The organism is Dokdonia sp. (assembly GCF_039945015.1).
Classification (GTDB): Bacteria; Bacteroidota; Bacteroidia; order Flavobacteriales; family Flavobacteriaceae; genus Dokdonia.
The window spans coordinates 295,933-322,250 of sequence record NZ_JBDUXP010000021.1 but is presented as its reverse complement, the minus strand read 5'-3'; the positions used below and the strand labels follow the sequence as shown (position 1 = coordinate 322,250).

General features: G+C 32.8%; 29 protein-coding genes and 1 tRNA gene. 12 read left to right on the top strand and 18 right to left on the bottom strand.

The window, feature by feature from the left end; translation table 11 throughout:
* Positions 1 to 13 precede the first annotated feature (13 nt).
* The 4 genes from ABJD27_RS17645 to ABJD27_RS17630 form a co-directional block, all read right to left on the bottom strand.
* A complete protein-coding gene (locus ABJD27_RS17645; RefSeq protein WP_348202079.1) occupies positions 14 to 772 on the bottom strand; it encodes a shikimate dehydrogenase in 759 nt (252 codons plus the stop codon).
* Positions 765 to 1,784 (bottom strand): DUF368 domain-containing protein, encoded by a 1,020-nt coding sequence (locus tag ABJD27_RS17640; RefSeq protein WP_348166470.1) that lies wholly within the window; start codon positions 1,782 to 1,784, stop codon positions 765 to 767. The genes ABJD27_RS17645 and ABJD27_RS17640 overlap by 8 nt, the downstream gene beginning before the upstream one ends.
* Positions 1,774 to 2,748 carry a DUF368 domain-containing protein gene (locus tag ABJD27_RS17635; RefSeq protein WP_348166467.1) on the bottom strand — a complete coding sequence of 325 codons (975 nt, stop codon included), beginning with the start codon at positions 2,746 to 2,748 and terminating at the stop codon, positions 1,774 to 1,776. Before ABJD27_RS17635 ends, ABJD27_RS17640 begins: the two co-directional genes overlap by 11 nt.
* A gap of 77 nt (positions 2,749 to 2,825) precedes the next feature.
* Positions 2,826 to 4,217: a tetratricopeptide repeat protein gene (locus ABJD27_RS17630; protein ID WP_348166465.1), complete on the bottom strand. Its 1,392-nt coding sequence runs from the start codon at positions 4,215 to 4,217 to the stop codon at positions 2,826 to 2,828.
* Positions 4,218 to 4,495: 278 nt separating this feature from the next.
* On the opposite strand from ABJD27_RS17630, the gene ABJD27_RS17625 reads away from it, so the two are divergent.
* Positions 4,496 to 4,912, top strand: a complete 417-nt coding sequence (locus ABJD27_RS17625) for a DUF2141 domain-containing protein (RefSeq protein ID WP_348166462.1) — start codon at positions 4,496 to 4,498, stop codon at positions 4,910 to 4,912.
* A 144-nt stretch (positions 4,913 to 5,056) separates the two neighbouring features.
* The gene (locus ABJD27_RS17620; RefSeq protein WP_348166459.1) at positions 5,057 to 5,998 is read left to right on the top strand and encodes a LysR substrate-binding domain-containing protein; all 942 of its coding nucleotides are present in this window, start codon (positions 5,057 to 5,059) and stop codon (positions 5,996 to 5,998) included.
* A 44-nt stretch (positions 5,999 to 6,042) separates the two neighbouring features.
* On the opposite strand, the gene ABJD27_RS17615 is transcribed toward ABJD27_RS17620, so the two are convergent.
* A complete protein-coding gene (locus ABJD27_RS17615) occupies positions 6,043 to 6,240 on the bottom strand; it encodes a hypothetical protein (protein WP_348166456.1) in 198 nt (65 codons plus the stop codon).
* A gap of 173 nt (positions 6,241 to 6,413) precedes the next feature.
* Positions 6,414 to 7,214, bottom strand: a complete 801-nt coding sequence (locus tag ABJD27_RS17610) for a TIGR00266 family protein (RefSeq protein ID WP_348166453.1) — start codon at positions 7,212 to 7,214, stop codon at positions 6,414 to 6,416.
* A 461-nt stretch (positions 7,215 to 7,675) separates the two neighbouring features.
* Here ABJD27_RS17610 and ABJD27_RS17605 point away from each other — a divergent pair, with 461 nt between their 5' ends.
* A complete protein-coding gene (locus tag ABJD27_RS17605; RefSeq protein ID WP_348166450.1) occupies positions 7,676 to 8,236 on the top strand; it encodes a YqgE/AlgH family protein in 561 nt (186 codons plus the stop codon).
* Here ABJD27_RS17605 and ABJD27_RS17600 read toward each other — a convergent pair.
* Positions 8,233 to 9,078, bottom strand: coding sequence for an aminotransferase class IV (locus tag ABJD27_RS17600; RefSeq protein WP_348166447.1), 846 nt, complete (start codon positions 9,076 to 9,078; stop codon positions 8,233 to 8,235). The two genes, ABJD27_RS17605 and ABJD27_RS17600, sit on opposite strands and share 4 nt — an antisense overlap.
* Positions 9,079 to 9,135: 57 nt before the next feature.
* Entirely contained in the window at positions 9,136 to 9,528 is a 393-nt protein-coding gene (locus ABJD27_RS17595) for an START-like domain-containing protein (protein ID WP_348166444.1), read from the bottom strand.
* Positions 9,529 to 9,694: 166 nt separating this feature from the next.
* Here ABJD27_RS17595 and ABJD27_RS17590 point away from each other — a divergent pair.
* Together ABJD27_RS17590 and ABJD27_RS17585 are read left to right on the top strand one after the other, a co-directional pair.
* A tRNA-Met gene (locus ABJD27_RS17590) sits at positions 9,695 to 9,768 on the top strand.
* 461 nt (positions 9,769 to 10,229) lie between these two features.
* Positions 10,230 to 11,186 carry a LamG-like jellyroll fold domain-containing protein gene (locus tag ABJD27_RS17585; RefSeq protein ID WP_348166441.1) on the top strand — a complete coding sequence of 319 codons (957 nt, stop codon included), beginning with the start codon at positions 10,230 to 10,232 and terminating at the stop codon, positions 11,184 to 11,186.
* Between the two features lie 117 nt (positions 11,187 to 11,303).
* Here the strand turns inward: ABJD27_RS17585 and ABJD27_RS17580 are convergent, their stop codons facing one another.
* Both ABJD27_RS17580 and ABJD27_RS17575 read right to left on the bottom strand, forming a co-directional pair.
* On the bottom strand, positions 11,304 to 11,597 hold the full coding sequence (locus ABJD27_RS17580) for a helix-turn-helix transcriptional regulator (protein WP_348166438.1): 294 nt from the start codon (positions 11,595 to 11,597) through the stop codon (positions 11,304 to 11,306).
* Positions 11,598 to 12,028: 431 nt separating this feature from the next.
* Positions 12,029 to 13,486 carry a tyrosine-type recombinase/integrase gene (locus ABJD27_RS17575; protein ID WP_348166436.1) on the bottom strand — a complete coding sequence of 486 codons (1,458 nt, stop codon included), beginning with the start codon at positions 13,484 to 13,486 and terminating at the stop codon, positions 12,029 to 12,031.
* 594 nt (positions 13,487 to 14,080) lie between these two features.
* On the opposite strand from ABJD27_RS17575, the gene ABJD27_RS17570 reads away from it, so the two are divergent.
* From ABJD27_RS17570 to ABJD27_RS17550, 5 genes are all read left to right on the top strand, one after another.
* Positions 14,081 to 14,476 carry a hypothetical protein gene (locus tag ABJD27_RS17570; protein WP_348166433.1) on the top strand — a complete coding sequence of 132 codons (396 nt, stop codon included), beginning with the start codon at positions 14,081 to 14,083 and terminating at the stop codon, positions 14,474 to 14,476.
* Positions 14,477 to 14,611: 135 nt separating this feature from the next.
* On the top strand, positions 14,612 to 15,454 hold the full coding sequence (locus ABJD27_RS17565; protein ID WP_348166430.1) for a hypothetical protein: 843 nt from the start codon (positions 14,612 to 14,614) through the stop codon (positions 15,452 to 15,454).
* A gap of 3 nt (positions 15,455 to 15,457) precedes the next feature.
* Complete coding sequence (locus tag ABJD27_RS17560) at positions 15,458 to 15,703, top strand: hypothetical protein (RefSeq protein WP_348166427.1); 246 nt, start codon at positions 15,458 to 15,460, stop codon at positions 15,701 to 15,703.
* A gap of 85 nt (positions 15,704 to 15,788) precedes the next feature.
* Positions 15,789 to 15,998: a hypothetical protein gene (locus ABJD27_RS17555; protein WP_348166424.1), complete on the top strand. Its 210-nt coding sequence runs from the start codon at positions 15,789 to 15,791 to the stop codon at positions 15,996 to 15,998.
* On the top strand, positions 15,982 to 16,500 hold the full coding sequence (locus ABJD27_RS17550) for a hypothetical protein (protein WP_348202078.1): 519 nt from the start codon (positions 15,982 to 15,984) through the stop codon (positions 16,498 to 16,500). Before ABJD27_RS17555 ends, ABJD27_RS17550 begins: the two co-directional genes overlap by 17 nt.
* A 12-nt stretch (positions 16,501 to 16,512) precedes the next feature.
* Here the strand turns inward: ABJD27_RS17550 and mobF are convergent, their stop codons facing one another.
* The 5 genes from mobF to ABJD27_RS17525 all read right to left on the bottom strand — a co-directional run bounded on the left by mobF (position 16,513) and on the right by ABJD27_RS17525 (position 22,076).
* On the bottom strand, positions 16,513 to 19,128 hold the full coding sequence (gene mobF, locus ABJD27_RS17545) for a MobF family relaxase (RefSeq protein WP_348166418.1): 2,616 nt from the start codon (positions 19,126 to 19,128) through the stop codon (positions 16,513 to 16,515).
* Between the two features lie 1,002 nt (positions 19,129 to 20,130).
* Entirely contained in the window at positions 20,131 to 20,310 is a 180-nt protein-coding gene (locus tag ABJD27_RS17540; RefSeq protein WP_348166415.1) for a hypothetical protein, read from the bottom strand.
* A 56-nt stretch (positions 20,311 to 20,366) separates the two neighbouring features.
* Positions 20,367 to 20,669, bottom strand: coding sequence for a hypothetical protein (locus ABJD27_RS17535; RefSeq protein WP_348166412.1), 303 nt, complete (start codon positions 20,667 to 20,669; stop codon positions 20,367 to 20,369).
* A 14-nt stretch (positions 20,670 to 20,683) separates the two neighbouring features.
* Positions 20,684 to 21,736, bottom strand: a complete 1,053-nt coding sequence (locus tag ABJD27_RS17530) for a relaxase/mobilization nuclease domain-containing protein (protein WP_348166409.1) — start codon at positions 21,734 to 21,736, stop codon at positions 20,684 to 20,686.
* Entirely contained in the window at positions 21,726 to 22,076 is a 351-nt protein-coding gene (locus tag ABJD27_RS17525) for a hypothetical protein (protein WP_348166406.1), read from the bottom strand. The genes ABJD27_RS17530 and ABJD27_RS17525 overlap by 11 nt, the downstream gene beginning before the upstream one ends.
* A gap of 352 nt (positions 22,077 to 22,428) precedes the next feature.
* On the opposite strand from ABJD27_RS17525, the gene ABJD27_RS17520 reads away from it, so the two are divergent.
* Positions 22,429 to 23,148: a hypothetical protein gene (locus tag ABJD27_RS17520; RefSeq protein ID WP_348202077.1), complete on the top strand. Its 720-nt coding sequence runs from the start codon at positions 22,429 to 22,431 to the stop codon at positions 23,146 to 23,148.
* Positions 23,149 to 23,227: 79 nt separating this feature from the next.
* On the top strand, positions 23,228 to 25,273 hold the full coding sequence (locus tag ABJD27_RS17515; RefSeq protein WP_348166400.1) for a type IV secretory system conjugative DNA transfer family protein: 2,046 nt from the start codon (positions 23,228 to 23,230) through the stop codon (positions 25,271 to 25,273).
* Between the two features lie 43 nt (positions 25,274 to 25,316).
* Here ABJD27_RS17515 and ABJD27_RS17510 read toward each other — a convergent pair whose 3' ends face one another.
* The 3 genes from ABJD27_RS17510 to ABJD27_RS17500 form a co-directional block, all read right to left on the bottom strand.
* Positions 25,317 to 25,676: a DUF3768 domain-containing protein gene (locus ABJD27_RS17510; RefSeq protein WP_348166397.1), complete on the bottom strand. Its 360-nt coding sequence runs from the start codon at positions 25,674 to 25,676 to the stop codon at positions 25,317 to 25,319.
* A gap of 86 nt (positions 25,677 to 25,762) precedes the next feature.
* Positions 25,763 to 26,026: a hypothetical protein gene (locus ABJD27_RS17505; RefSeq protein WP_348166395.1), complete on the bottom strand. Its 264-nt coding sequence runs from the start codon at positions 26,024 to 26,026 to the stop codon at positions 25,763 to 25,765.
* Between the two features lie 3 nt (positions 26,027 to 26,029).
* A complete protein-coding gene (locus ABJD27_RS17500; RefSeq protein ID WP_348166392.1) occupies positions 26,030 to 26,299 on the bottom strand; it encodes a helix-turn-helix domain-containing protein in 270 nt (89 codons plus the stop codon).
* Positions 26,300 to 26,318: the final 19 nt, after the last annotated feature.

Genomic DNA, 26,318 nt, shown 5'->3' with positions numbered 1-26,318 from the left:
AATAAGAAAAGTATTAATGTTTACTCCAAATATCCCAAGCCGCCTCTGCCTGCAACTCAAGCATCCGTAATCCTGATATGATCATAGCTCCTTGTTCATTTGCTTTTTCTAAAAAAAGTGTTTTCTCTGGATTATAAATAAGATCATACACTATATGACTAGAATTTAAATGATTATACGGAATCTCAGGACATAACTGTGTGTTTGGAAAAGTTCCTAAAGGAGTACAGTTTACTATAATTGTACTTGTAGTTATATGTGTTATATCAAGATCTGCATAAGACACACTTCCTTTCTCACTGCTTCTAGAGACATATACAATTTGGAAACCTAATGTCTCTAGTGCATATGCTACTCCTTTTGATGCGCCGCCTGTCCCTAAAATTATAGCTTGTTTTGATAAGGATTCTTTATCTATTTTTGATAATACATCTCCACAAAATTCTAAAAGTGATTCTCTAAAACCAATATGATCTGTATTATATCCTACTAATTCCCCATCCTTTGTACGCTTTATTGTGTTAACAGCTCCAATAGCTAATGCAGCTGCATCTAACCTATCCAAAAATGGTATAATACTTTGTTTATAAGGAATTGTAACATTGTATCCTTTAATTTTAGGGTTAGACAGATACTCTTCAACATCTTGTATCGTTTTGGAATCAAAGTTTACATAAGAAGCATTTATGTTTTCTTTTTCAAATTTTGACGCAAAATAACGCCTAGAAAATGAATACGCTATATCACGACCTATAAGACCATATTTATCCATGTGATCTTGTTTTTTCTCCATATTTACCCAATGCTACAACTATAAAAATTCCAATAATAATAAAGAACAATGCTAGTGTATTTTCTAGTGTAACTTCTGAAGGTAAAAAACGATTATAATTATCTAAAACTGGATTACCATTAATATCCAATAACCGTACTCCTTCTACAACTTTATACACTTCCTTCTTCCAAGGCCATACAACACCTAGAGAGCCTGTGATAAAGCCTAAAATAACAGCATTTGTTGCGCTTTTAAAGTTTTTAAGTAAGTATCCTAAAAAATGAGAAAGTGTTACTAAACCAGTCAGAGAACCTGCTGAAAACACTAATAATACTTTTAATAATCTCATTTGCTCTGCATCATCTATAAAACTAAAATCCAATGTGATAATATCTACCAGAGTAGTATACAATGCATTTACAGAATCTACCAATAACAATACATAATTTCCTAAAAGAATTAGAATAAAAGATCCTGAAAGCCCTGGTAAAGTCATTCCAGAAACCCCTATAATACCACAGAAGAACACAAAAATTAGATTATCATTTTCTTGTGCAGGTTCTAGAAGACTAATACTAACTCCTGCAATTACACCTAATAACATTAACATTATGGTACGTCTACTCCAATCTTCAAAATCTTTTCCTATGTAATAAATAGAGCCTAATATCATACCAAAAAACGCACTCCAAACCAACAATGGATAATGCTGTAGCGCTAAATCCAATACTAAGGAAACACTAAAATAACTGATAAGCATTCCCAGAATAAGTAATCCTAAAAATTTACCATTAATGTATTGCCAAAAACTTTTAAATCTCCCTCTAAGGAGAAATTGTAATGCTTTTCCATTAAATCTTTGAAGGGATGCTATAAATTCTTCATAAAACCCAGCCACAAATGCAACAACACCACCAGATACACCAGGTACTTTATTTGCTGCCCCCATAGCAAGTCCTTTAAGAACAAGCCAAAATTTATCAGAAAATGTACGTGTTTTAGTTTGCATCTACCTTCCTACTTACTGCTAATCGTTCAAGTAAAAAGATTACCAAAAATCCTATAATCGCAAAAATTATTGCATACATCACTAGAGATTCTCCTTCAAAAGAAGATGGCAGAATACTTTTTTCTAATAATGGTACTTCTTCACCATGCCTATCTATTCGAGTAGAAAGTATTTTTTTCCAAGGCCATATCTTATTAAGAGAACCTATCATAAAGCCCGTTAACACTGCTAGTATTAATTCTTTCTTGTGAGCAAACATCCATTTCAAGGCTTTAGAAAATAGTTTCAACCCTATTATACAGCCTAACCCAAATAAGAAAAGCTTTATAAAACTCTTCTTAAATAAGTCCCAATCTTGAGCAAAAATACTTTCTTGAAAATCTGTTATTGTTCCTATAATCATACCATAAGAGCCTAGTAATACTAATATAAAAGAGCCAGAAACACCTGGTAATATCATTGCTATGATTGCTATACAGCCAGATAAGAAAAAGAAGTACAATGCAGTTGGCGCTTGTGTAGGTGTTGCTATAGTTATATAATATGCAACTACAATTCCAATTATAGTTGCTAGTATTATAGAAAAGTTCCATTTGGTAATTTGTCTTCCTACATAAATAATGCTAGCAATTACAAGTCCAAAGAAAAATGACCATACAATAATTGGATGATTTTCTAGTAAATATGAAATTAGTTTTGCTAAAGATAAAATACTTATAAAAACTCCTGCAAATAAGCTTATGAGAAATCGCAGATTATACTGAAGAAACATTGCTTTAAACCCTTCAGATTTCAACACCTTAAAAATCCCAAAATCTAATCGATCTATAGTTTCTATAAGCTCTTCATAAATCCCAGATATAAATGCTATAGTACCACCAGAGACACCTGGGACTACATCTGCAGCACCCATTGCCATTCCTTTAAGCATTACAATAAAATAAGAAAAAGCAGATTTTGACATACGTATTCGTTAGATGTAAGCTAAAATACTAGGTTTGTTTAAGAAGACCTACAGAATCTAAAAAAAATAACAAGTATCTAGCTATTATACTTTGCCAAAAGTTCTTTTACTTCTTTTTTAGAAAAAGGATATGGAAACAGTTCTTCCAAAATTATAGAGAATTCAGGTTCTACTAGCAATGCACTTTTTAAGAAATAACGGCCTTGAATATCATTCCCTTTTATATAATTAAGTCCTGACAAACGGAATAAGATTTCGGCATTTTCTGGATAAAACTCTAATGCTTGTGTAAGAATTGTAATGGCTGTATCTATTTCTTCTAGATATAATAATATATCTGCATGGGTAAGCCATGTGTCTAACTCATAATTTCCTAATTCTAGCGTACGCCTGTATCCACGTTCGGCTTCCTCATAAAAGTTTAAACGATGATTGATCTTTGCATATCGCTTCCAGTACAATACATTTTCTGTATCTATATGTATCGCTTTATTTATATAGTATAATGCATTTTGAAAATCTAACCGCTTGCTATAAAAATCTGTAATAGCTATCCAACCATTATCTAGTAATGGATCTTCATGCACACATCTTTTGTAGTGTTTTAAGGCTAGTTCATCACTTCCTAGTTTATCGTAACACTTCCCCATACGTAATAACGCAAATGATGTGGGATCATCTAGCTCTAAAGTGATTTGATAATTTTCTAATGCTTCATTATACTTCCCTAATTTCTCTAGGACTTTTCCTTTCTCTAGATAAGCACCTATAAAACGATCATCACTTATAACTGCAAAGTCAAATGCAGAGAGTGCTTTTTCATATAGTTTTAAGTCAAAATACTGCTTACCTACCTGATGCCAAGCAACTTCACAATATGGATTTTTATTTAAAAACATATTGAGGTAGTCTATTGCTTCTTCTCGTTGTTCTAAGAAATCAAAACAGTATATAATATTATAAAGAGCACTATAGTCTGTTTCATCCAGTTCTAAGCACTTCATAAAATTATATTTTGCATTTTGAAAGTCATCTATAAATAGATATTCCATACCTATTAAAGAATATACATCTGATGGATCTTCTGTAAGATCTATGGCCATTTCTAATAGATTAATAGCCTTTCTATGCTCGTCTTGTTTACTAAATATATTTGCTTTTTGAATATAAATCTCTTCATTATTGGGTTCTAGTTCATACAACTCGTTTAGAATTGAATTTGCTTCTTCAAACTTATTTTCAAAGATGAATATCTCTGCTTTATATAATTTAAGATGAACCGATGACGGATGTTGTTCTAGACCTAATTTTACGGCTTTTCTTGCAAGCGCTATCTTTCCTTCTTCTATATAATAATTTGCAATGGCTTCAAACTCCTCAGAGTCAAAGAAAGACACATTGTTTGTCTTTAACATAGACTCAAAACGTGTAAGCGATAAATTTTCTTCTTCTTCAGGATTATAATTCATACACAGTTATTTATGTATTAGTATAAATTTAACAATGTTTTACTCCCTTCTTCTTCTTCACACCAAGAGTTGTCAACATAGTAATGAACATTCAATAATTAAGCCGAAAAAAGAAAACAGGAAAAGACCGCAGCAGTTTTGCAAATTTTGTCAGGATTCTTACTCTTTATACAACTCAGCCTCTATTCTTGACAGTTGGGTGTGTTTTGTTCGCTTTCGCGAAAGCGTATATATACTTTTACCCTGTCAATCAATACTAACACTATAAAAACAACATTATGAAAACTATTCTTTACATTATCGCATTCACTCTTTCAAGTTTCACATTTGCTCAAAATACAGAAGGTGTAACGGTTACTATAGAAATTGAAAATCTTTTAAATAATGATGGTAAAGTATCTGCCGCATTATATAATGAAGCAACATTTATGAAGGCTGCTCCTATAGATGCAGTAGAAGCAAAACCAGAAAACAAAACAATTACACTCACATTTACAAATGTACAGCCAGGTACTTACGGTGTCATTACACTTCATGACATTAATGAAAATGGTCGTATGGATTTTGAAGCAAGTGGAATGCCTAAAGAGCCTTACGGAGTTTCTGGTGAAGGGGTTAGTTTTGGACCTCCAGCATGGGGAGATGCAAAATTTGAAGTTGGAGCAGACGATATTTCATTAAAAATCAATATGTAAATTCATCCCTACTTTTTGATTTACAATAAGGCCTCATATACATCATATATGGGGCTTTATTTATATAAGAAAAAACTAATTACAGCTACATATATATAGATTTTGTCAATAGCTTTGTATTTTTGTACTTCAAAGATAACGTCTATGACTATTACGCAATTAAAATATGTACTAGCAGTTGCTGAGCATAAAAACTTCACAAAAGCTGCAGAAAAGACTTTTGTAACACAGCCTACATTAAGTATGCAAATACAAAAAATAGAAGAAGAACTTGATATTTTGATCTTTGACCGTACAAAGAAACCTATAGAACTTACTGAAATTGGTCATAAAATAGTAGCACAGGCAAGAAATATTGTTAACGAAGCAAATCGCATAAATGATATTGTAGATCAAGAAAAAGGGTTTATAGGGGGTGAATTTAAGCTGGGAATTATTCCAACAGTAATGCCAACATTACTCCCTATGTTTTTGCGCAACTTTATAAATAAATATCCAAAAGTAAAACTTAAAATAGAAGAGTTAAATACAGAAACTATTATAGAGCGACTTGAAGATGGACATCTTGATGCAGCAATTGCGGCTACTCCTTTACAAAATGAAAACATTAAAGAGCGCCCATTATATTATGAACCTTTTGTTGCTTATGTAACACAAAATCATCGCCTTTTTAAGAAAAAGAGTTTAGAGATTACAGATCTAGATCTTACCGATATGCTCTTATTAGAGGATGGTCATTGTTTTAGAGACGGGGTTATTAATTTATGCAAAGCTATAGCAGATCAACAAGGTGATCATTTTTCTTTAGAGAGTGGTAGTTTTGAAACACTTGTTAGGCTTGCAAATGAAGATTTAGGAATGACATTACTTCCATATCTACATACTATGGATTATAAAGGTCAAGAAGCTGATTTTCTTAAGAAGTTTAAAGAACCCTCACCAGCTAGAGAAGTGAGTCTCATTTATCATAAAAGTGAATTAAAAATGCAAATTATAGAAGCATTACGTAGTACTATTGCTAGTGTTATAAAGGGAGCTATTACTTTTCAAAATGTTCAGATTATAAGTCCACTTGGGACTAAGTAAATACATTCATATACTATAAAAAGCCTTGTTTCCAAGGCTTTTTATTATGGGTTTAAATAAATTAAACATTGATTAAGGTTTGGATTTTCCTTAACAAGGTTGTCAATCCAAATACGAAGTTCCTCTATTTCATAAGGAAGTAATCGTTTAACTGCTTTTTGTAGTTCTTTACAAAATAATACACTATCAAAACTTACTTTATTAAGAATCGTCTTAGTGTATTCAAACATTGCTCTCGCCATATTCGAAACTTAAGGGTTTTAGGTTAGATCTAATAAAAAGTAGTTTACTGTATAGGCAGGATGTTTTTATATCCTTAAATATAAGGATTTTGTTTCACATTTATAGATATTCTATATAGTTTAACACCATTTTTAGATACTAAAAAATCAATCACTTTTTTATACTCCCTGTATTAAAAACGATTATCTCCATCTAACAGGTCTCCTATCCCACCTAAAATTGAGCCTTCGCCTCTAGACTTGCCTCCACCAGAAGGTGCTAATGCAAGAACTCTATTTGCCAACCTACTAAATGGTAAAGATTGTATATAAACGGTTCCTGGCCCCTCTAAAGTGGCAAAAAATAAACCTTCACCTCCAAAAATTGTATTTTTTATTCCTCCTACAAATTCAATATCATAATGTACAGTATGATCAAAACCTATAATACATCCTGTATCTACTTTTAATCGTTCTCCTAAGGCGAGTTCTTTTTTTAATGTAGTTCCACCTGCATGTACAAAAGCAACTCCATCACCTTCTAATTTCTGCATGATAAACCCCTCTCCTCCAAAAAGACCTCTTCCTAATTTTTTTGTAAACTCAATTCCTATAGATACTCCTTTTGCAGCACATAAAAATGCATCTTTCTGACATATGAATTTTCCTCCTATTGTAGCTAGATCTATTGGGATAATTTTACCTGGGTATGGGGAAGCAAAACTCACTTTTTTCTTTCCTATCACATCATTATAAAATGCTGTCATAAAAAGGCTTTCTCCTGTAAGTAATCGTTTTCCTGCTCCAAAAATTTTACCCATGATTGAATTATCTTTTTTAGACCCATCCCCAAAAATGGTGTCCATACGTATTCCATCCTCCATCATCATAAAACTTCCAGCTTCTGCGATAACTCCTTCTTGTGGATCAAGCTCTATTTCTACATATTGCATTTCCTCCCCTATAATCTCATAATCTATTTCGTGTGCTTTCATTATTTATAGTTTATATCTTAATTAACTTATTATACTAGATAAGTAAAAAGAGGCTGAGTTTTGTTACAAAATTGTTGATATAATTTTAGCTGCAAAATTGATTTTTTAATAAAAGTAAAACATAACCATCTAATAAACAGTTGTCTAAAATAGATATTTAACCATTTTTACGGGAAAAGCATACTTTTCATGTATTATTCCTACAGGCGTAGTGTTTGATTATCAAATAAGTAGCTCTATGAAATAGTAATAAAAAGCACTACCAACTTACTAAATATGACAACTACATTCGATTTTTGAAACCAGACAACTAAAAATCAAGCTATCCTCTTGTGTATTTAAAACAATAATCTCTTGATCTTCAGCCATATAAAAACAATAAAATAAGCATCAAACAAAAGGTACTTTATTTTGATATCGTAAAAAAATTGACTAGGTTTATTTAAGTAATAAAAAATGTCATGAAGTTATCACCTACCAAAGGGTATTTATTGATCGCAGAACCATCTATTATAGGTGATGTTTCTTTTAATAGGTCTGTTGTATTACTTGCCGATCATAATGACAATGGTACTGTTGGTTTTATTATGAATAAACCATTAGAACAAAAGCTTCAAGATTTTATTCCAATTCTTACAACTAGCGATATTCCAGTTTTTAATGGAGGTCCTGTAGAACAGGATAATATTTATTTTATTCATACCGTACCGCATCTCATTAAAGGGAGTACGGAGATTGCTTCTGGGATTTTTTGGGGTGGTGATTTTGAAACTGCAATTCATCTTATTGAAGATAAAAAAATCAAGCCAAAAGAAGTTCAGTTTTTCTTAGGGTATTCTGGGTGGGATTCACAACAACTCAATCAAGAACTCCAAGAAAAATCTTGGGTAGTTGTTGAGAATAATTATAAAGAAGATATTATAACAAAATGCTGTCCGATGCTATGGAGAGAAAAGATAATAGAACTAGGAGGTGATTATTTAATATGGTCTAATGCTCCTGAACATCCACATTACAATTAGCCCAATCTCGCTTTTACATTTAATTTTTTAAGGAGTTCACTTGCAACTGTATGCGCGTATACTTTCTTACGGTACTTTGTAATAGGTTGTATTCCTTTAATTGTATTTGTTATAAAAAGTTCATCTGCTTTTTGTAATTCAAATGGAGAAATAGATGCCTCTTCAAAAGTATATTCTTCCATCAATGGAAGAATATTCAATAATTGTTTGCGTATAATCCCTCTTAAACAACCATCATCAAGGGGTGGTGTTTTAATATGATTGCCTTTTACAAGAAATAAGTTTCCTTGTAATGCTTCTACAACGTTCTTTTTATTATTAATTAAAAGACAGTTATCATATCCATTATCTTCTGCAAAAATACTACCGGTTACATGGAGTAACTTATTAGTTGTTTTAAGTGTTGATAATATATCTGCGTTTACATAATGATCTTTATATAACTCCACTTCATAAGGTTCTTCATTCAGTGTGTAAAATGGAGTCTGTAATGCTTTTGCGTAGCTATAAAACCCAACGCCTCTCTCATCTGGTAAGTAGGTGCCATTTCCTCTCCTATATACTGTAATACGTATGCGAGCAGGCTGATCTATAAGTTCATTTGCACGTAAAGTATCAAGTAATTGTTCTTCTAAGTATTCTGGAGTAAATTCCATAGGGATTTCCATACGAAGGATACGCATAGAAGCCATTAATCTAAAGTAATGATCTTCCCAAAAAAGAATTTTTCCGTGGACTGCTTTTAGTGTTTCAAAAACACCATCTCCATATAACAAGCCTCGATTCATAGGGTCTAAGTGAATCTTACCATCTTGTACTAATGTGCCGTTATCATTTATCATAAAAAAATCCCGCCATTCTTATGAATGGCGGGACAAATATACTATTTAGCCTAGAATTTAGACAGATCCTATGACTTGTTTTAATTGAGAAATTTGATTATCCCAAAACATCTTTCCTTCATCTATTTCATCATCTTCTGCAAAGTCTGTAATAATAAGAGATACGTCTTTTGTGATTTCATCTACCTGAATACGCAATTCAAAGAAGTAATCTTCTCCGTCTTCTTCATCTTCTAGCCACCTAAACCTAATACGTTCATTACTTTTCTTATTTACAAGTTTTGCTTGTTCTTCAGTTCCATCCCATATAAAAGTATATAACTCACCACGGGAATTTACGTTATCAGCAAACCACTCGCTCATTCCTGAGGGTGTTGCCATATATTGGTACAATAGAGCTGGTGATGCGTGAACCACAAATTCTATCTCATATTTTATTTTATCACTCATAGGTGTTCATTGTTAGCATTGCCCAATATATTGAAAGATATTGTGAGAACAAATAAATAGTTTTGATTTTATTTTAAAATATCTGTTTGTTGTACGCTTAATTGTTTTTATATTTGCACCCGCTTAACGAGAGAATATAATATTTTTACTTTAGATAAGCATTTATGGCGAGGTAGCTCAGTTGGTTAGAGCGTCGGATTCATAACCCGGAGGTCACGAGTTCAATTCTCGTTCTCGCTACTTAAAAATGAGGCAGTTACATTTAAAATGTAGCTGCTTTTTTATTTCATGTACAACATATGTACAACAATTTGAGGTTATTTCCTGATTTTACTGTTGATACCTTTCCACCAAGCAAGTGGTTTTTTTGTTATCATTATTTTCTTGATTCTCCCGAATTATTATCTTCCTCGCAATTGAATAAGCCATAAGCCACTGTAAATCAAACTAAATGCATTAGATTTACAACAAATACATTAAGATATACACGCTTAATCTTTTAAGAAGTTTAAATAATTATAACGATTTATGGTAAATAGAGGTTCTGAATGGAGAAAATGGAACTTTCACGTTCATACGAAAGGAACTAATAAAAATATTACCCAATCTGACCTTCTATATACTTGTTAGCCATAACTAAGATGTAGAAAATTTAAATATGTTTTAACATTCAAATTAAAAACTAATTAAATATTGGAATTATGAAAAAAACTATGCTTTTCCTGTTAGTGGGCTTCTACTGGTTCAATCTAAATGCGCAGGTTAATTTAGAAGATGGTTTAGTTGCTTTTTATCCATTCAAAGGAAATTCAATCGATGAAAGCACTAATAACAACAATGGTAGTGTTATGGGAGCTTCATTAGTAAATGACAGGTTTGGTAACAGTAATAGTGCTTATAACTTTGATGGTGATGATTATATATTTGTAAATGATTCGCCAAGTCTAAGAATTGTTGATTTTTCAATATCCCTATGGTGTAAATTTGACAATACTAATGGATTACAATTAATGATAGACAAGCACTTAGGTACTGGTGCTTTAGATTCTTATGAAGTATGGTTCCAATCTAACAAAGTGTGGGGCACAATTTCTGATTTTGATGGCTTTGACAATTTTGTTGATACACCATTAAACCCTGATTTAGGAGTTTGGTATCATATTGTATATACTTTCGATGACTTAAACAACACTCAGTCTATATATGTTAATTCTGTTTTAGGCTCAAATATTGTGGCAAATAAGTCTATTTCTTATGACAATGAACCACTCTTAATAGGTGCTAGTAACGACCAACAAGTTCCTAAGTTTTTCTTTAAAGGTGATTTAGATGATATAAGAATATACGACAGAGTCATCAATCAGGATGAAATAGACACTTTGTATTCAGAAACATTGTCTATTAAAGAATTTGAAACAGATCTTTTCTCAATTTATCCTAATCCGACATCCGATTTAATTAAAATTAATTCAAATCAAATTATTGAAGAAATAATTCTTTATTCGTTAAATGGTGAAATTTTACTTCAAGAAAGCATCAATACAATTGATTACGAGATTAATACGGCTAACTTAGCTAGTGGAAGTTATATAATATCTGCAAAAATGAACATTGACAACAAATTGACATTTCATCAAAAAATATTCATTAAGAAATAATAATAAAAATATTTGCAAATATTTCCATAAACCTGCAAGGTATTATAGACCCTCTCTATTGAATAAATGAGAAGGTCTATAAAATTTTAAATCATATATTAATAATACCCGAACTAGTTAGTTCTTGATCAATTTTCTCCAAGAGAGTGTCTTTTTATTGTCATTACTCGCCTTATTCTTCTTGAAATTATCATTCGCGCCTTTCTTCGCTGCAACTAAATTAGGTGTTGTTTGACTAGTTTGTGTTTCAAAAACAATAACGCCCTCTAAAACTTGCGCCCAACAATGAAGATTAAATGAAGTTGGCGTACGCATCCCACACTCCCATTTACTGACCAAACGATCAGCAACACCTAGTTTATGGTTTACGTCTTCTTGGGTCATTCCTAGCTCCTTTCTCCTAACAATCATTGGACGGACAACATTTTTCAAAAAATCGTTCCGTGTACATTTCTTAAAGTTTGACTTATCAGCGTTCATACTATGCTCCTTTTTGTTGAACGAGGTTCTTTTACAAACCTTCTGATTAATCAAACACGCACAAGGGTTGCTTAACTATGCACTTAAAAAACACACAGATATTCAAGATTTTAAAAGACTGTGCGTAGAAGTATTCAAAAATTTATCTATACCCCACTTTCAGCCTAAATTGAGAAAAGGAAAATATATGCTCAAAACCAGTAAAAATAATTCCGTAATATTTATTGATCCTGACCAAGAAATCGAGGTGATTGCTAACCTTCTATTACAAATGAATGCTTTTGCATCTATTAAAACAGCAGAATTAGCAACGACCTTAGACAAAACAACTCAATACAGAATGCGCAAAGTAGGTCATTTCCCTAAACTTTATTCGATAACACAGCTTGGTCAAAGGAAAGCTTATAGGTTACAGGACTTGAAAAACTGGCTTGAAAGCCCTGCTTGTTATGATCACAAGAATTGTGATTAATAACAGGGGATTGTACAGGTTTCATGATGTGATCTTTTAACTCTTCAAAAATCGGAATGCTCTCAATGTTTGCGCTATTGATTATAAATCGTACAGCTTCATTGAGAGCTTCCATTGCCCTTTTCTTTTCTGCTCCGTAAGTATATTGATCGTAAACGTCCGTTACATCACTTCTAACGTGATTAAGACACATCTTTACTAAGTCTTGTCGCCCGAATAGCCCTGCTATTATTGTTGCACCTGTACGCCTTAAATCGTGCGGTACAAAAGGCGTTTCTATCCCAAATTTATCAAAATGCCGTTTTATCGGTTGGCATAAAGTCCGATTATGAAGTGGTTTTAAATCTGTTATAATCTTGCCACACCGTGAATAACTCCCTGCTGATCCAAAGACAATTCCTTTTCCATCTGAATATTGACGTACTTCATCAAGAACTTTTAACGCCTCATCACCAAGATAAACACGGTGTAAATGACCATTTTTAGTTTTTGGTAATGTCCATATCCGTTCGTCAAAATCTATATCTACCCATTTCATCTGGCGCACCTCACCTCCACGCGCAACAGTTACAAGCATAAATCTCAACGCTAACCGTGTGACTGGTGACATTTTGATATGATCTAAGCCATACCAAAACAGATAAATCTCTTTAGGGGAAAGATGCCTACTACGTTTATTCTTTTTAATGCGAAGTTTAATATCAAGACAAGGATTGTCTCTACGGCGCATTAAACCCATATCAGCGGCAAAATTGAACAATCGTCTTACATAGCTATAAAGGTGGGTTGCTGTACTTGGTGCTTCTCTTTTGGCGATAATCCTGTGGAATATTTGCGAGAGGTCTTTAGGTTCAACCTCTGTTATTTTAGTATTTCCCAATAAGGGGAGTAAATCTTTATCAAGAGCTTTCTTTTCTGAAAGGTAGCTTTGTTTATTTGTTTTTTTACAATATTCTAAATAAAGCTCTACCAACCCCGAAACAGTCAACTCATCTAGCTTTTCCTTTTTTTCTTGTTGCTGTTCAAGAAGTGGATCAATACCCATTTCAACTTTATCGTTAGCCACATTATAAAGCTTAATAGCTTTACTTAAAGAAATTCTAGGATATCTCCCAAGAGTTAAGGTTTTTTGGCACTTATTAAAACGATAGTTATAAAACCACGTTTTTGTTCCTTTAGGTGAAACTCGTATACCGAAACCAGATAAACTATGACACCAATAGCGTTGATTTTTGTTGTCCGCTTTTAAATGTCGGATAGTGACATCAGTAAACTTAATTGAGTTCTCTTTTTTTACATCAAATTTTACATCAAATTTGGTGTTATTGCCTGCATTTGAATGAAACATTATACAATCTGTCCTTTTCTAAAAAAACAAGTAGCTAATGCTTGATTACTCATAAAATGAGTTGAGAAAAACGCACAAAAAACGTCTGTAAGGCTTATAGATCAATATTTTCAATTAAGGGCTAGACAAGCTTTGAAAAAATGAGTATACACCTATCTGTTCATTTTAATGACATTCCCTGATAGCTCAGTTGGTAGAGCAAATGACTGTTAATCGAGATTTTTTCGTCATTCTTAATGCTCTAACCTCTTGAAATAACAATGTATTTTATAGCACTTACTACTTGTAGGGTTGTTTTTACATCAATATTTTCATCATTCTAACATAGCAATCTAATACTGTAAAATAATATTATTTCTTTATTCTTTTAGACATAGTTTCTAAGATCGTTTAACGGTCAGTGAAATTTGTGATCGTGTGTAATGCCAACATATGGGCATAAGTTTAACCGCCCTACATACGGTAAAGGTGTAAGCTTGGAGCATTTGTTAAATGTCATCCATAGGGTAAATGCCCTTTTAAAAAATAGGTAAATACCTCTATTTTTTTATAAGTTGGTTTTGTAATTTAATAAACAATTCAAAATAAATAATTATGAAACATCAAATTATAATTCTAGTATTTTTCATTGTTTATGGAACTTGCTATTCACAAAATTTTGAAATGAATTATTGTATCCAAGGTATTTCAGTTAATTTTCTTAATGAGAAAGATGCAAAATTAGCTTTTAAAAATCATATTGGAGAAAATAATTACATCAGCATTACTATTAATCATAAAAACCACGTTGATTTTAATGGGGAAATTTATTCTCTTGAAGGTGATCTTTTAAAAGTTATAGAAGAAGATACTAATCTACCAAAGAGCATTTCTGTCTACATTGGAGTACAAAAATCAGCTCACTTTGATACGCTTATGCAAATAGTTTGTTCTTTAAAAAATCTCAATTCTTTTTCTATCACAGAATTAAGATTATATCATTATGATTAAAATCAATATTTTCATCATTCTAGCACTCTATATTCAAAATGAATTAAAACGCAATTTTATAAAATTCAAAATACGGAAATCCGTAAAGATATGTCAAAAAGAGCAACTAAATTTATATAATTAAACTAACCGAAAATGAGGAAAATTGTAATATTAGGAGGATTAATTATTCTCTCATTATCCAGTTGTAAAGGCATTGAAACTGTTTTAAGTCCTAATAAGTATGAATTTAGTAAAAATGCTACTGCAGGAACTATCAATTCAAAGTTTCTTCCAATTAAAGATAATAATTCCAAAACTGATAATGCGGTAATAGGCTATGCCTCATTATCAGCACACTTTTTCGATGCCTCTAAGAGAATAGGAATATCTACGTTTGATATAAATAGATCAATTGATCCTCCTGAAAACGGTAAACCTGAAAAAGATAATGGAGTTGTGTTTAGACCTAGATATCTTGCAGAAGAACAACCAGATATTGCATATGAAATAGCAAATACATTTGCTACTCAACTAAGTGGTTCTACAGGTGATAATTTAGAAGCTAACATCGCATTAGCATCTAGTTACTTGCAAACCGTTAGTAAATTAACAAATAAATCTCAAACTTTAAATTTACTTCGTACCATTGGTTACAGAATGAATGAGAGTGCATTTAATGGTGATTTAGAAAATGAAAAATATGATAGAATTTTTAGTGAAGTAATTTGTTTAACCAAAGATTTGCAAATAGCCGAATTTGATATCGAACAAAAAAAATCAGAATATCAATATAAGTCATATGAAGAATTCAACAAGCTTCTTTTTACTATCAAAGAATTAGATGTTGATAACAAATTAGTTGAAGAGCTTATTAAAAATTTTATTACTCAAAATGGGCATAATGAAAATGGAATATCTAAAGAAGAATTAGAAAACCTAATAAAAGAGACAAATTCTTTACTAGAAAAAATTAGTTCTAAAAAGAAAGAAGAATAGATTATGGTAAAATTAGAACAATTAAGGAATACATTAAACAATGCCATAGAAAATGAAACCAAACTTAAAATAATAAGATTGCAAGGTATCTTTAACTGCATACTCTTAGAAAAGAAAAAGGTAGGTAACCAAATTGAAGAGATAAAAGTGAAGATTTTAAAAAATAACAGTGATGATTACCCTGAAGATTTTGAGTTAAACATAAGTTTAAGTGATGGAGGAATAATAGAAGTCCAAGTATTAAGTTGATAAACGTGTTAACAACTGTAATTCAATTAATTAATAACAAACACTATAATTAATAAATTTGATTATAAGGAAAAATGCTTAAAATATGGATGCAAAATTAATAGTAGCAAGGCTCAAACAAGCAAATTATAAGTACTCAGAGGGTAAAACAATAAAAGAGTTACTTAGGCAATTACCCCTATCTGAACAAATATCTATTAGAAATGGACTAATAGGAGAAAAAACCAAAGCCGACAATTCTGATATTATTGATGTTATAAATGACATAATAAATGTACTTGGTTCAAATCGGTAATATAACAGATTATATCTTTGAAGGTATAGCTATCATAATTTCCATAATAGCACTTGGAGTCACAATATACGATCGAAAAAAAGCTCAGAAAGCAATCAAACTTTCAGAGAGAGCGATCAAACTTTCGGAAGGAAATATTGAATTATCTATACGTAGTTCAATTAGTGAAGGAAGAAAAAGGATGAATGAGGCTATGAAAGATGTTCTGTATTTTAAATTGGATTATCCTAAAGAAGACACCAAAATAATAGAAAAATTATTTTATTCCGCTTTGGAAGATCTCATAAATCAATATGAAAGAGCTTGTATGCTATATCTTGACGATAAAATTGATAAAGAACGCTTTAAAATTGAGTATTCGAAAGAAATTAGAAATTTAGTTGAAAATGGAAACTATAAAGAAAAGTATTTCCCCTCTCATACATCTTCATATAAAGCTGTACTTAATGTATACGGGTCTTGGGAAGATACAGAAAAAAAGTTACCATATTCTATTCCTTGAATACACATCCCCTCACAATTTTGCGAATGTTTGACTTATATAAATTTCACCTTCAAAATCAGTTCTCAAATTATTGAAAAGCCTTTCCCTATCATCCGTATAGATCATAATATCCTCTCTAGCTCTTGATGCAGAAACATAGAATTGTTCAAGGCTTGTAGCGGAGAATGTTTCTGATGGTTGAGCAATAATGACATTATCTACTGTTTTGCCTTGTGAGCTATAAGACGTGGAACAATAAGCGTAATCAAAATTTCCAAAACGCTTATCAAGAATAAAGCTTGTCTTTTTAAAACGTGAATACTTCACCGCCTTGATATGTCCTTTTGATGTAAAACCTTCAACCTTCAAAGTCGTTCCGTTATTAAGGCGAGTGCCTTTATAATCAAAACTATTCTTATTAATCCGTATGGTATCTTTTACTGATAGATCAATAGCGCGAGATTGGTATAAATCAAAATCCTTAGTACGATTAATATCAAGTATATGAATATTCCCCTGTTCGTCTTGAATGAGAATATCTTGATTTACGATATCAACCACCGTCAAAACAGAGCCCTTTTTAATGCCTTTCATATTTTGATGAGTTTGGATTGTTTGTCCTATCTCATAGGAACGGTAATCGTTCTTTTCGGATTGTGTTAAGTATAAGCTATCATAGACCGTGAATTTCTTATTTCTTTTACTCAGATAGGAATTTGTTTTTAGCCCCTCTCTAATGGCTAGATTAAGCTTTTTAGTATTGGCTCTTGTTGGCGTAATAACCAATGTTAATTTCTTATCCTTCCTAGCCTTTAAATAGTTTCTTACAATAGCTTTATCTATATCCTCACTTGGTAATTCCTGAATAGCACCAAACTGATTAAGTCTCTCAAACCCTGATGTGATATTCCCTTTAGCTATATCTTCAATAGCTTGCCTATATTCTTCATGCTTTTGACGAAAGATCGTTGTTACCTTTGCATCGGGTATGCCTGCAATTGTGGTGAGTGTTTCAATGGCATCACCGCGCTGAATGCTCTTATGTTGATTTGGGTCACCAGAAAGGATAACACGCGCGTTATTATCATTAGCAATCGTCAACACCTTGACCATATCTTTTGCACCAATAAGCCCTGCCTCATCAATCAAGATAACCTGGTCTTTTATTTTTGATTGTACATTCTCGTTGCTTGTTAATTGAGCGAGTGTATCGGCGTTGCTAAATCCCTCATCTCTTAAAACATTGCATGAAGCTTCTGCAGTTGGCGCAAAAAGAAACACTTGCTTATCACCTTTTTCAATAGACGGCACAAGTGTTTTAAGTAAGGTTGTTTTTCCTGTTCCTGCCCCACCCTTAATAATTGTGAGTTGGTTTTTTGATTGTAAGACATGTAAAACGGCATCTGATTGCTGGGAATTTAGGTGTTTTGTCGAGACTTGCTTTAAATCTTTTCCTAATGGTTGAACTGTACCTATTCCCTGCCTTGCCAAGCGTACCATTTGCTTTTCTTCCTCTAAGACAAGCTTTGTTGTACAAAAACAAGTATGCTCCTTGTTCATTCTAAAGACTTGATCATTGTTTAATAAGGATAAATCGATACTATTAAGAGATACCCAACGGTTATCAATAGCAAAGTGATACGCTTTGGCTAAAACTTGCCTTTCTTGAACAAGTGATTTACGTTCCAAAAGATGATTAAGAGCAAAAGTAACTGATCTACTAGGCGTAAGAGATACATCGGTGGTTATAGCCTCTTCACTTTCTGCTCTAATATCATTATCGACCAATTGTTTTTGCCAGAGTTTTTGCAATTGTTCCATCGTTAGGTTTTTATCTTTTCCTAAACGGGTTTGACTACCCAATTGATCAAGGGATTTGGCATCAGTAATCCCTTTTTCTTTTGCAACTTGTCCAATATGGTTAGTCCGCTTTGAAAAATGATGAATAGCCTTTTGTGGAATAATGGCTAGTTCAAAGGCTGTACGGGTTTTTCGTATGCCGTACCCCATTAAGCTGTAGGCATCGGCTAGACGCTTTAAAAAGCGTGCTTGGTAATATGGCATTGATCGCTTGATTTCAACAAACTGCCCTGCTTTAAAACGGTTTTCAGTACTATCAAACGTAATGTTATGAGTATAGACGTGGCAGTGGATGTGACAGTCAGGTGGCGCATCTTTTGTTGGGCGTGCGGTAAGATGCGTAAATCCGCACCAAATCATTTCACCAGTACGGCGATCACGATTTCGATTATTAATCCGAATACGTGTCAACATATCGTTTTCAATTTCGTGTATTGTCAAATCAACAGAGCGTTCAAACGTCTCTAATATATCTTGATTAAGTGTCAAACCGTAAAGAACCGATACTGACTTAGGGCAATGAAAACTTATGTCATACCCAACACGGCGATCTTTTAACGTTCGAGGTGTTAGAGGTTGGTTTGTGACGGGATGGATATTATCACAAAAGCTATTGAAGGTTTCTTTTGTGATAGGCATTCCCGCCAAACCTATTCGTTTGGCAATTTTACCATCAAAAACACCATTGACCTCTTGATCTTGGATATAATAATCTGCCTTTGAAAGGCCTTTAGTATAGTAGGCTTTAGCTTGAACAACATTTTTACTTAAATGCATTCTGATCATCACACACTCCTTGGTTGGAGGTGTGGTTTAGTAGTTAGTTAGAGGAATTGGTACGCACTTTAAAAAAAAATAAAAAAACTGTAACTTTATTTAAATTATATAGTCTTATCTGCAAATAGTAGATTTGCACCAGAATATTAGAAATAAAACATGTATAAAAATAATTTTGTAATTTAACCTATTAGTTATGGAATAAAAAAGCCCCAGTTAGCTAAACTGAGGCTTATAAAGGGATTAATAATAAAGTATTATTCTTGTTTGGTATTCTTTAAGACCTCGACAATCTTGATTACCAATAAAATAGTACTTACTACTTCTCCCCAATTCAGAAATATAAATGTAATTGCTTCCATAATTATTGTATTAAATTAAACCTTAAGTTACTAAGGGCAAAGACCAGTACTGTGTACTGGTTTTTGTTTGGAACAAATGCCCTATTAATTATATGCTGTGAATATTTCTGAATTTCACTGTATAATCAACCTAATACAATAAGTAAATTTCTGAACTTAATTGAGATTTAGGAACAAGTCCCTTAGATTTCAATTTCGGTAAAAAATAAATCTTTTAATTTTGTGTATGTTCAATTTCGGTAAAAAAAACGAATTAGAACACTCCTTCTTAAAAGAACTCACTATATGAGTCCCAAAAGTTGTAAAATGTTACACCAGATACTTAAAAATCAATTTAAGTGTATGAAAATCAATTACTTAAACTAAAACATCTAATTTTCAAGTGAGTTTATATCCCCTTCAAAAATAGCCTTAAAAGCTCCCACTACTCCATTTGATCCTGCTTCTAGTTCAATTACTTATCAAACTACAAACACATATAGATCTCTAAATATCTATGCTTTACCTTCGAAAATTCAAATTCCATTAGTAATTCAGGTTTTCGTATCAATAAAGACATCATTATCATTTTATGAACTCACATAATTAAATCAGACATCTCCCCTATTTTTAAAATAGGATGGTTTCAAAATCTTATCCTAAGAGATTTTTAGTGAATCTGGTTTTCTTTTTCAGCTTCTTCTTTTTGAATTTGTGCCTTACGTGAGCTTAAAATACTCATGTTGACAGCACAATCTAGAAGTTCCTTATCTATAACCTCAAGCATTTTATTAAGGCTTTCAATTCTTTGGTCTAATTTGGTGATTTTGTCTTTCTCATTTTCTATCATTAATCAACTCCTTACTTAGAAAGAGATTATCATACAGTAATAATTATGTCAACAATTTATCGTTCTCTACTCCTATCTTTTTCTTGTTCTTTTTCCCTAATATATTCTTTTTCCTTTTGCTTCTCCATGACAGATTTATCTAACTCTTTTTTAAGATCTTTTTTAAGATCATTTAAATGTTTAGCTCTATCCTTAAAATGATTAAAATCGCGATCAATCAAATGAAGTTTATCAGGACCATAGTCTTTATGCTTTTCATAAGCTTTTTCTCTTTGCTCCTTCATTCTCTCATAGTCCTTATTTACGGCTTCAAGATGATCTTTTAAATGCTGAATATCTTTATTGTGTTCTTTTCCCATTTCCTGAAATTTAGTTATCGCCCGTATTCTCTTTTATTTTTTTCTTGTCGCTCTCGTTCTTTGCGTGCTTGTTTCTCTTTATCGCTCAACGACCTTGAGCGTGTAATACCATCATTATTATCTGTAAACTCACTTTTTTTTCGTTCCCATTCCTTCTCTTTAAAATCTTGTTTCAACTTATCAAACTTTGCCGAAGATTTGCCGATTTCATCACGGGTTAGCATGTCAAAAGCATTTTCAGCGATTGCTTTTTTAACTTGTTTCAAATCAAAACTTCTAGTGACTTTCTTTGTCTTTTCTTTGGTTTTACTTTTTTTAAACTCTTCTACCTTTTGTAAATCCTTTAAAATCGGTTTTAAGTGTTGCTCGATGTCTTTTTTCTTGGTCGCAGTATATCGCATTAAAGAATGTATTTCTTGTCTCTCGCTAACCATTACAACGCCACGATTACCAATTGCCAAATCAAAGCCGGCTTTCTTTAAAGCGTGTTGAAATTCTTTCGGGTCTTGGTGGGTTTCATAGAGTTTCTTAATCCGTGCTTTCAGTTGTTTAGGCGTATAGCCATCACGAATGGTTTGTTGACGTTCATTCATCTGTTCCCAATTCTCACTAAAGCCATCTTTTAATCGCTTATGTCCAAATTGTTTTTCAAGATCACGACCTAGTTTCTTATGAATGTAATAGTCATTCTTGGTATCAATCACTTTACCTTTTTCAACATCTGTTCTTTGCCAAACAACGTGCATATGAGAACGTCCACCCTTTTCGTGATAAACAACGGCGCGCGGTTGATCTTTTAGCCCCAGGCGTTTTTCCATTTCGTCAACGGAATGCTTCCAAAATTCGGGTGTCATTGCTTCATCTTTGGCAGGATTGATTTGGGCGTGATATAATCCTGTTTTGGCTTTGGTGATCTTAGAGGCAAGCTCCATATCCTTTAAAGCTTCTGATAGGTCTTGTGTGGCTGTTCCTTTGACTTCAACGATAACAATGCGCTCATTATCATTTTTGAGTAAATGAGTGGCTAGGCTTGCGCTACCTGATCGTTTACCACCTTTACAGATCATATCCCAATGCGTTGCGGAGATCTGTCCGAATAGACTTAACCTCATCAATGAGAGATTGCCCAATGGCTTGATCGGTTGGATTACCACCATTGTAATGTTTGGCGATTTGATTAAGGTTACCCCCGATTTTACCCCAAGATGATAAAAGCTGAACAAGGAGCTTGGTATCAAGACCAGATTTAAGAGGTTTTGATTTGAGGGCGGTTTTGCGGAAATAATCGGCGCCATTCAAGCCTGATTGTTTGCATCTAGTAAGAAATTCTTGCTTTTCTTGGGCAGTCAAGCGGAATTGAACGAGGTCATTTCGTTGTCGCTTTTCACTTCTCTTTTTCTTTTGCATTTAAAAACGAATTAGTTTTTAGGGGAGGATTAAACGGACGGGGCTTGTCCTTCCTTTACAAGGGTGGCGGTATTACCGTCCCATACCTTGCATACGCTCATCTATTCAAATTATTACTCATCTAAAGATACGAGAGTTTTTGGAAAATAAGCGCTTAAATTTCTTAAAAAGAAGCTCTAACCAACAATATAATAGCAAATTACAAATTTATCCGCGCACTTTATAGTATTAGTTTTGGTAGTATTTGGGGCTAACGCGCTTCGCTTGTTTTATTAATAAACCGTTGACATTTATACATTAATATGTATAATACGAATCGAGTTTATTTGAGGTATTCAAAATGACGGTAGAAGTGGCACAAGCAGAAGTGGATTATAACCACCCTAATCCTTTGGTGATGTTCTCAATGCGCCAGAAAGCAAAAGACGATTTCACAAAAGAGGAAATCGAAGAAGCTTTTGCAGGATATACCAATACTGGCATTAACGAATTGCTAGAAATGTATTTTGAACTTAGAACCGCAGAACCTGATAAGTACCCCTTCTCTAACGACCTAACTATGAGTACCGTGGTTGCTATAAAAAGTAAAAATACGATGGCTCGGCATTATGCCAGAATAAATGCTGGCTTAAACGAAACTGAAGCTCACGTTATTGAAAACGCACGTATTGCACGAGAAAAAAGCGAGTTTTACAAAACGTATGATAGTGGAAAGCACTATCAATCAAGAGTAAAAGACAAAGAAGTAAAAATGCCTTTGGAATGGTTTTTACTTGAAGAAATGGAACGAGAAATAATAGCAAATGGACGTTTACAATCAAAATATTTGAAAACGTATTTTGAAGAAAAGTATTATCACCCAGTAACTAAACCTACCTACGGTTCACAAATTGATGAAAACAAAAATGGAATGGGTATCAGTTCATTAAATCCTGAAGATTACGGGCTAAAAAAAGGAAGTGATTTAACTGACCCTAACTTTTGTTTTGCTGAGAATTATCAAGATATCTCACTAGGAAGATGGGTCACGAATGGTATTAAAAAAGCTGTAAAATTCATTCAAACTCTATAACTACCCCTTAATATATTTAAAAATCTAGTTTTCAGTTATTTATGTGTATTTTTTGTATTTTACTATCAAAATTCAAAAAATGAAATCTACACATCTTAGAAGTAAAAACACATTTAATTCTTCAAATGTAGTGCTATCTCTTGTCCTCATAAGTTTTCTTTTTATGACATCATTTTTTTTGATTATTTCTGACGGTTTTCGAATAGGTATAGGTACGATACTTGGAGGTTTTATATTACTTATATTTTTCGTTTTTTCAGCTAGTTATTATGTTGGATACAGAAGAATTACAAAATTTCATAGATATGCTAATAATTTTGAAGATAATGACAAATGGCTCCCTAAACATTTTGGAATTGATGCTGATAAAATAACAACTCTTAATAACATAGTACAATTAGGCATCAACAAGGTTACCGAAGAGACTGAAACTGAAATACTACTCAATAACATAAAAGAAGAACTTGAATACCTTAATGAAAATAAAAGAATAGCAGAACAAAAGTTAGGCGAATGGAAGTTAATTCCAAGAGCTTCCAATGAAAAATTCTTTAGTTATAAAACAAGAAGATATCTTGGAGGACGTACTGCCATCTATTCACAAAGCAATTTTACAGAAATAGAACAAGATTTTAATAAACATATTAATGAGCACAATGAAGCTATTTTTGAAGCAAATAAAATTCATATTCAGCTTTTAGAAAGAGGCGGTCAACTCAAAAGGCGTATTCGCGATTTTTCAACAATTGATGGGTTGAATACATCGAAAGGGTTCTATCTAGGGCAGGACGATCAAGAACAACCATATTTCTTTGAAAACAATACACATATTTTAACAGTAGCGCAGTCTGGTGCAGGTAAAAATACAAGTCTTATAATGCCTAATTTACTTATGGGGCGCTTTGATGGGACAAAAATTATTCTTGATCTTAAAGGAGAGAATGCCGCTGTATGTTCTCATTGGCGTGGAAAAGAAAACAAAGGGAACAGCTATATTCTTAATCCTTGGCAAGTTTTTGATATGCCTTCTGTTACTTATAATCCTTTTTGTTTACTAGACCCATTTGAAGATGATTTTTATAGTGATTGTACAGCTTTTGCCGATGTCATTATTCCTGTAAAGGAAAACCAATCAGATACAGGCGAACACTTTGATGAGTTGGCACGTGACTTTATTGCATCATTTTTAATGTATCTAGCGATCAAAAACTATCCTGAAACCCCTACTCCTATTACGCTTTATGACCAAATTATCCGTGCAACTGCCTCTGTAAAAGAATTAGGGTTTATCATAACAGATATGGAAGGAATTCCACACCCTGACGAAAACATTAAACGTGCATTAGAACTCTCAGCTATTACTTTTAAAGGATTAATAAGCACGGGTGAAAACAATGAGTTACGTGGTGTTAAAACGACAATTTCACGCGCTTTAAAAGCATTTAAAGGCAAGCAACTTTATAATGCTGTACAATCTGACAAAGACGCTTCACAAGATTTACTCAATAAATTATTCCATAGTGGCGAAAATAATGACCTATACATCTCTTTTCCTCAAAGTGAAATGAATGATGCCAAACTATGGTTGCGCCTTGTCTTGGCTTCTTTTATTCGTGACAACACTAAAAACAAACCTAGTAAACCTGTCTTATTTGTTCTTGATGAATTCCCCCAATTAGGAGCATTTAATCTTGTTAGAAAAGGTATCGCCTTTTTACGTACTTATGGTGTTCAATTTTGGATTATATGCCAAAACCTTGATCAACTGACCACACATTACGGACAAGAAGGTAAAAAGGAAATTGTTGAAAATTGTACAATATCACAATTTTTCAATGTCAAAGATGATACAGCTAAATATGTATCAGAAAAGCTAGATAAATTTTCAAGAATAGTAGAAAATTACAATACACATGAGTATAAAAGTAATTTCGAGAGATTGAGGAAAACACGCGCTGAAGTAGAACAGGAAAAAGATACTTTCACTTTCATTGGGCAGAACGAAGCACTTTTACTACAACGTGTTCCATACTATGAAATGAAAAGCATAAAAGATAAAGCAGCACCTAACCCCCTCCATTACGACATAGAAACATATCAAGAATATGTTTCACAGAATAAGTAAAAGACAAAAGCCATCTTTTACAATGGCTTTTATCTAAACTCATCTAATATTCATTGCCTAACATTGCGGTAAGCACACGTCTTGTTTTAGTAGAATCACTTGGCTCTGGAGAACCATATTCGTAATTAAGATCGTAATAGTCTATTTTCCACAAGATGGTATGAGCATTTTGTTTAAACCGCCCCATATCGTGTTCTTTATAGGGGTCATTATCAGGATTGAAATTATCAAATTTCCTGATTTTCATTGTCGCCACAAGACGGTCACCTAAAGGCAAGTTATTAAACCCTTCTGTAACACAGTATTGCCCTTTTACCTCTTTATTGTTTGATGTGTTACTACCGAAATTTTGACGAAATAGATCATTTTGCTCTGCTATGAGCTTCGCTTTATCTTTTGCCATCGTTTCCCTTTCGTTGACGTTTTTGATTTAACACGAATAACGAAAAGCGGTTGATAACAATACGCACTTAAATACAGAGCAAAAAACTATCGCCCTCTACCTTTTGAACGATTGTCGCGTTGTTGTTCTTTTTGAAGCTTTTGAGCTTTCTCTAACTCTTGATCTTTTTGATATTGCTTCATCCCTGCCTTAATAACAGATAAACGGCTTTTATTGACTTGCAAACGATCAAGAGCTTGCGCGTTTAGTTTTTCAAGTATATCGGATTTTAGCCCTGTCTCTTTTGCCAGTTCATATCCTTGATTATATATTTTCAAATATTCCTTATCGACAGTTAGGTATTCTTCCATAGCTTAAAAAGTTTCACGGGCGTTAGTTTCTAAATAATCATTGATAGAATTGCGATCATAGAGGATCACGCGCGGTTGTGGTTGCGAAAATCTGATTTTCCCTTCATCACGAAGTTTCTGCAGAGTTGTTTTTGATGAAATATTGAGCAAAGACATAGCCGTTTCGCCATCAACCCATTTCCAAGTTTCAGTCTTGTTTTGTTGTCCGATATGGTCAACAACCTTATTAAATAAGGCATAAAAAGCATCTTCTTCAATACAAATAACTTCCATATTTTAAAGATAGGGAAAA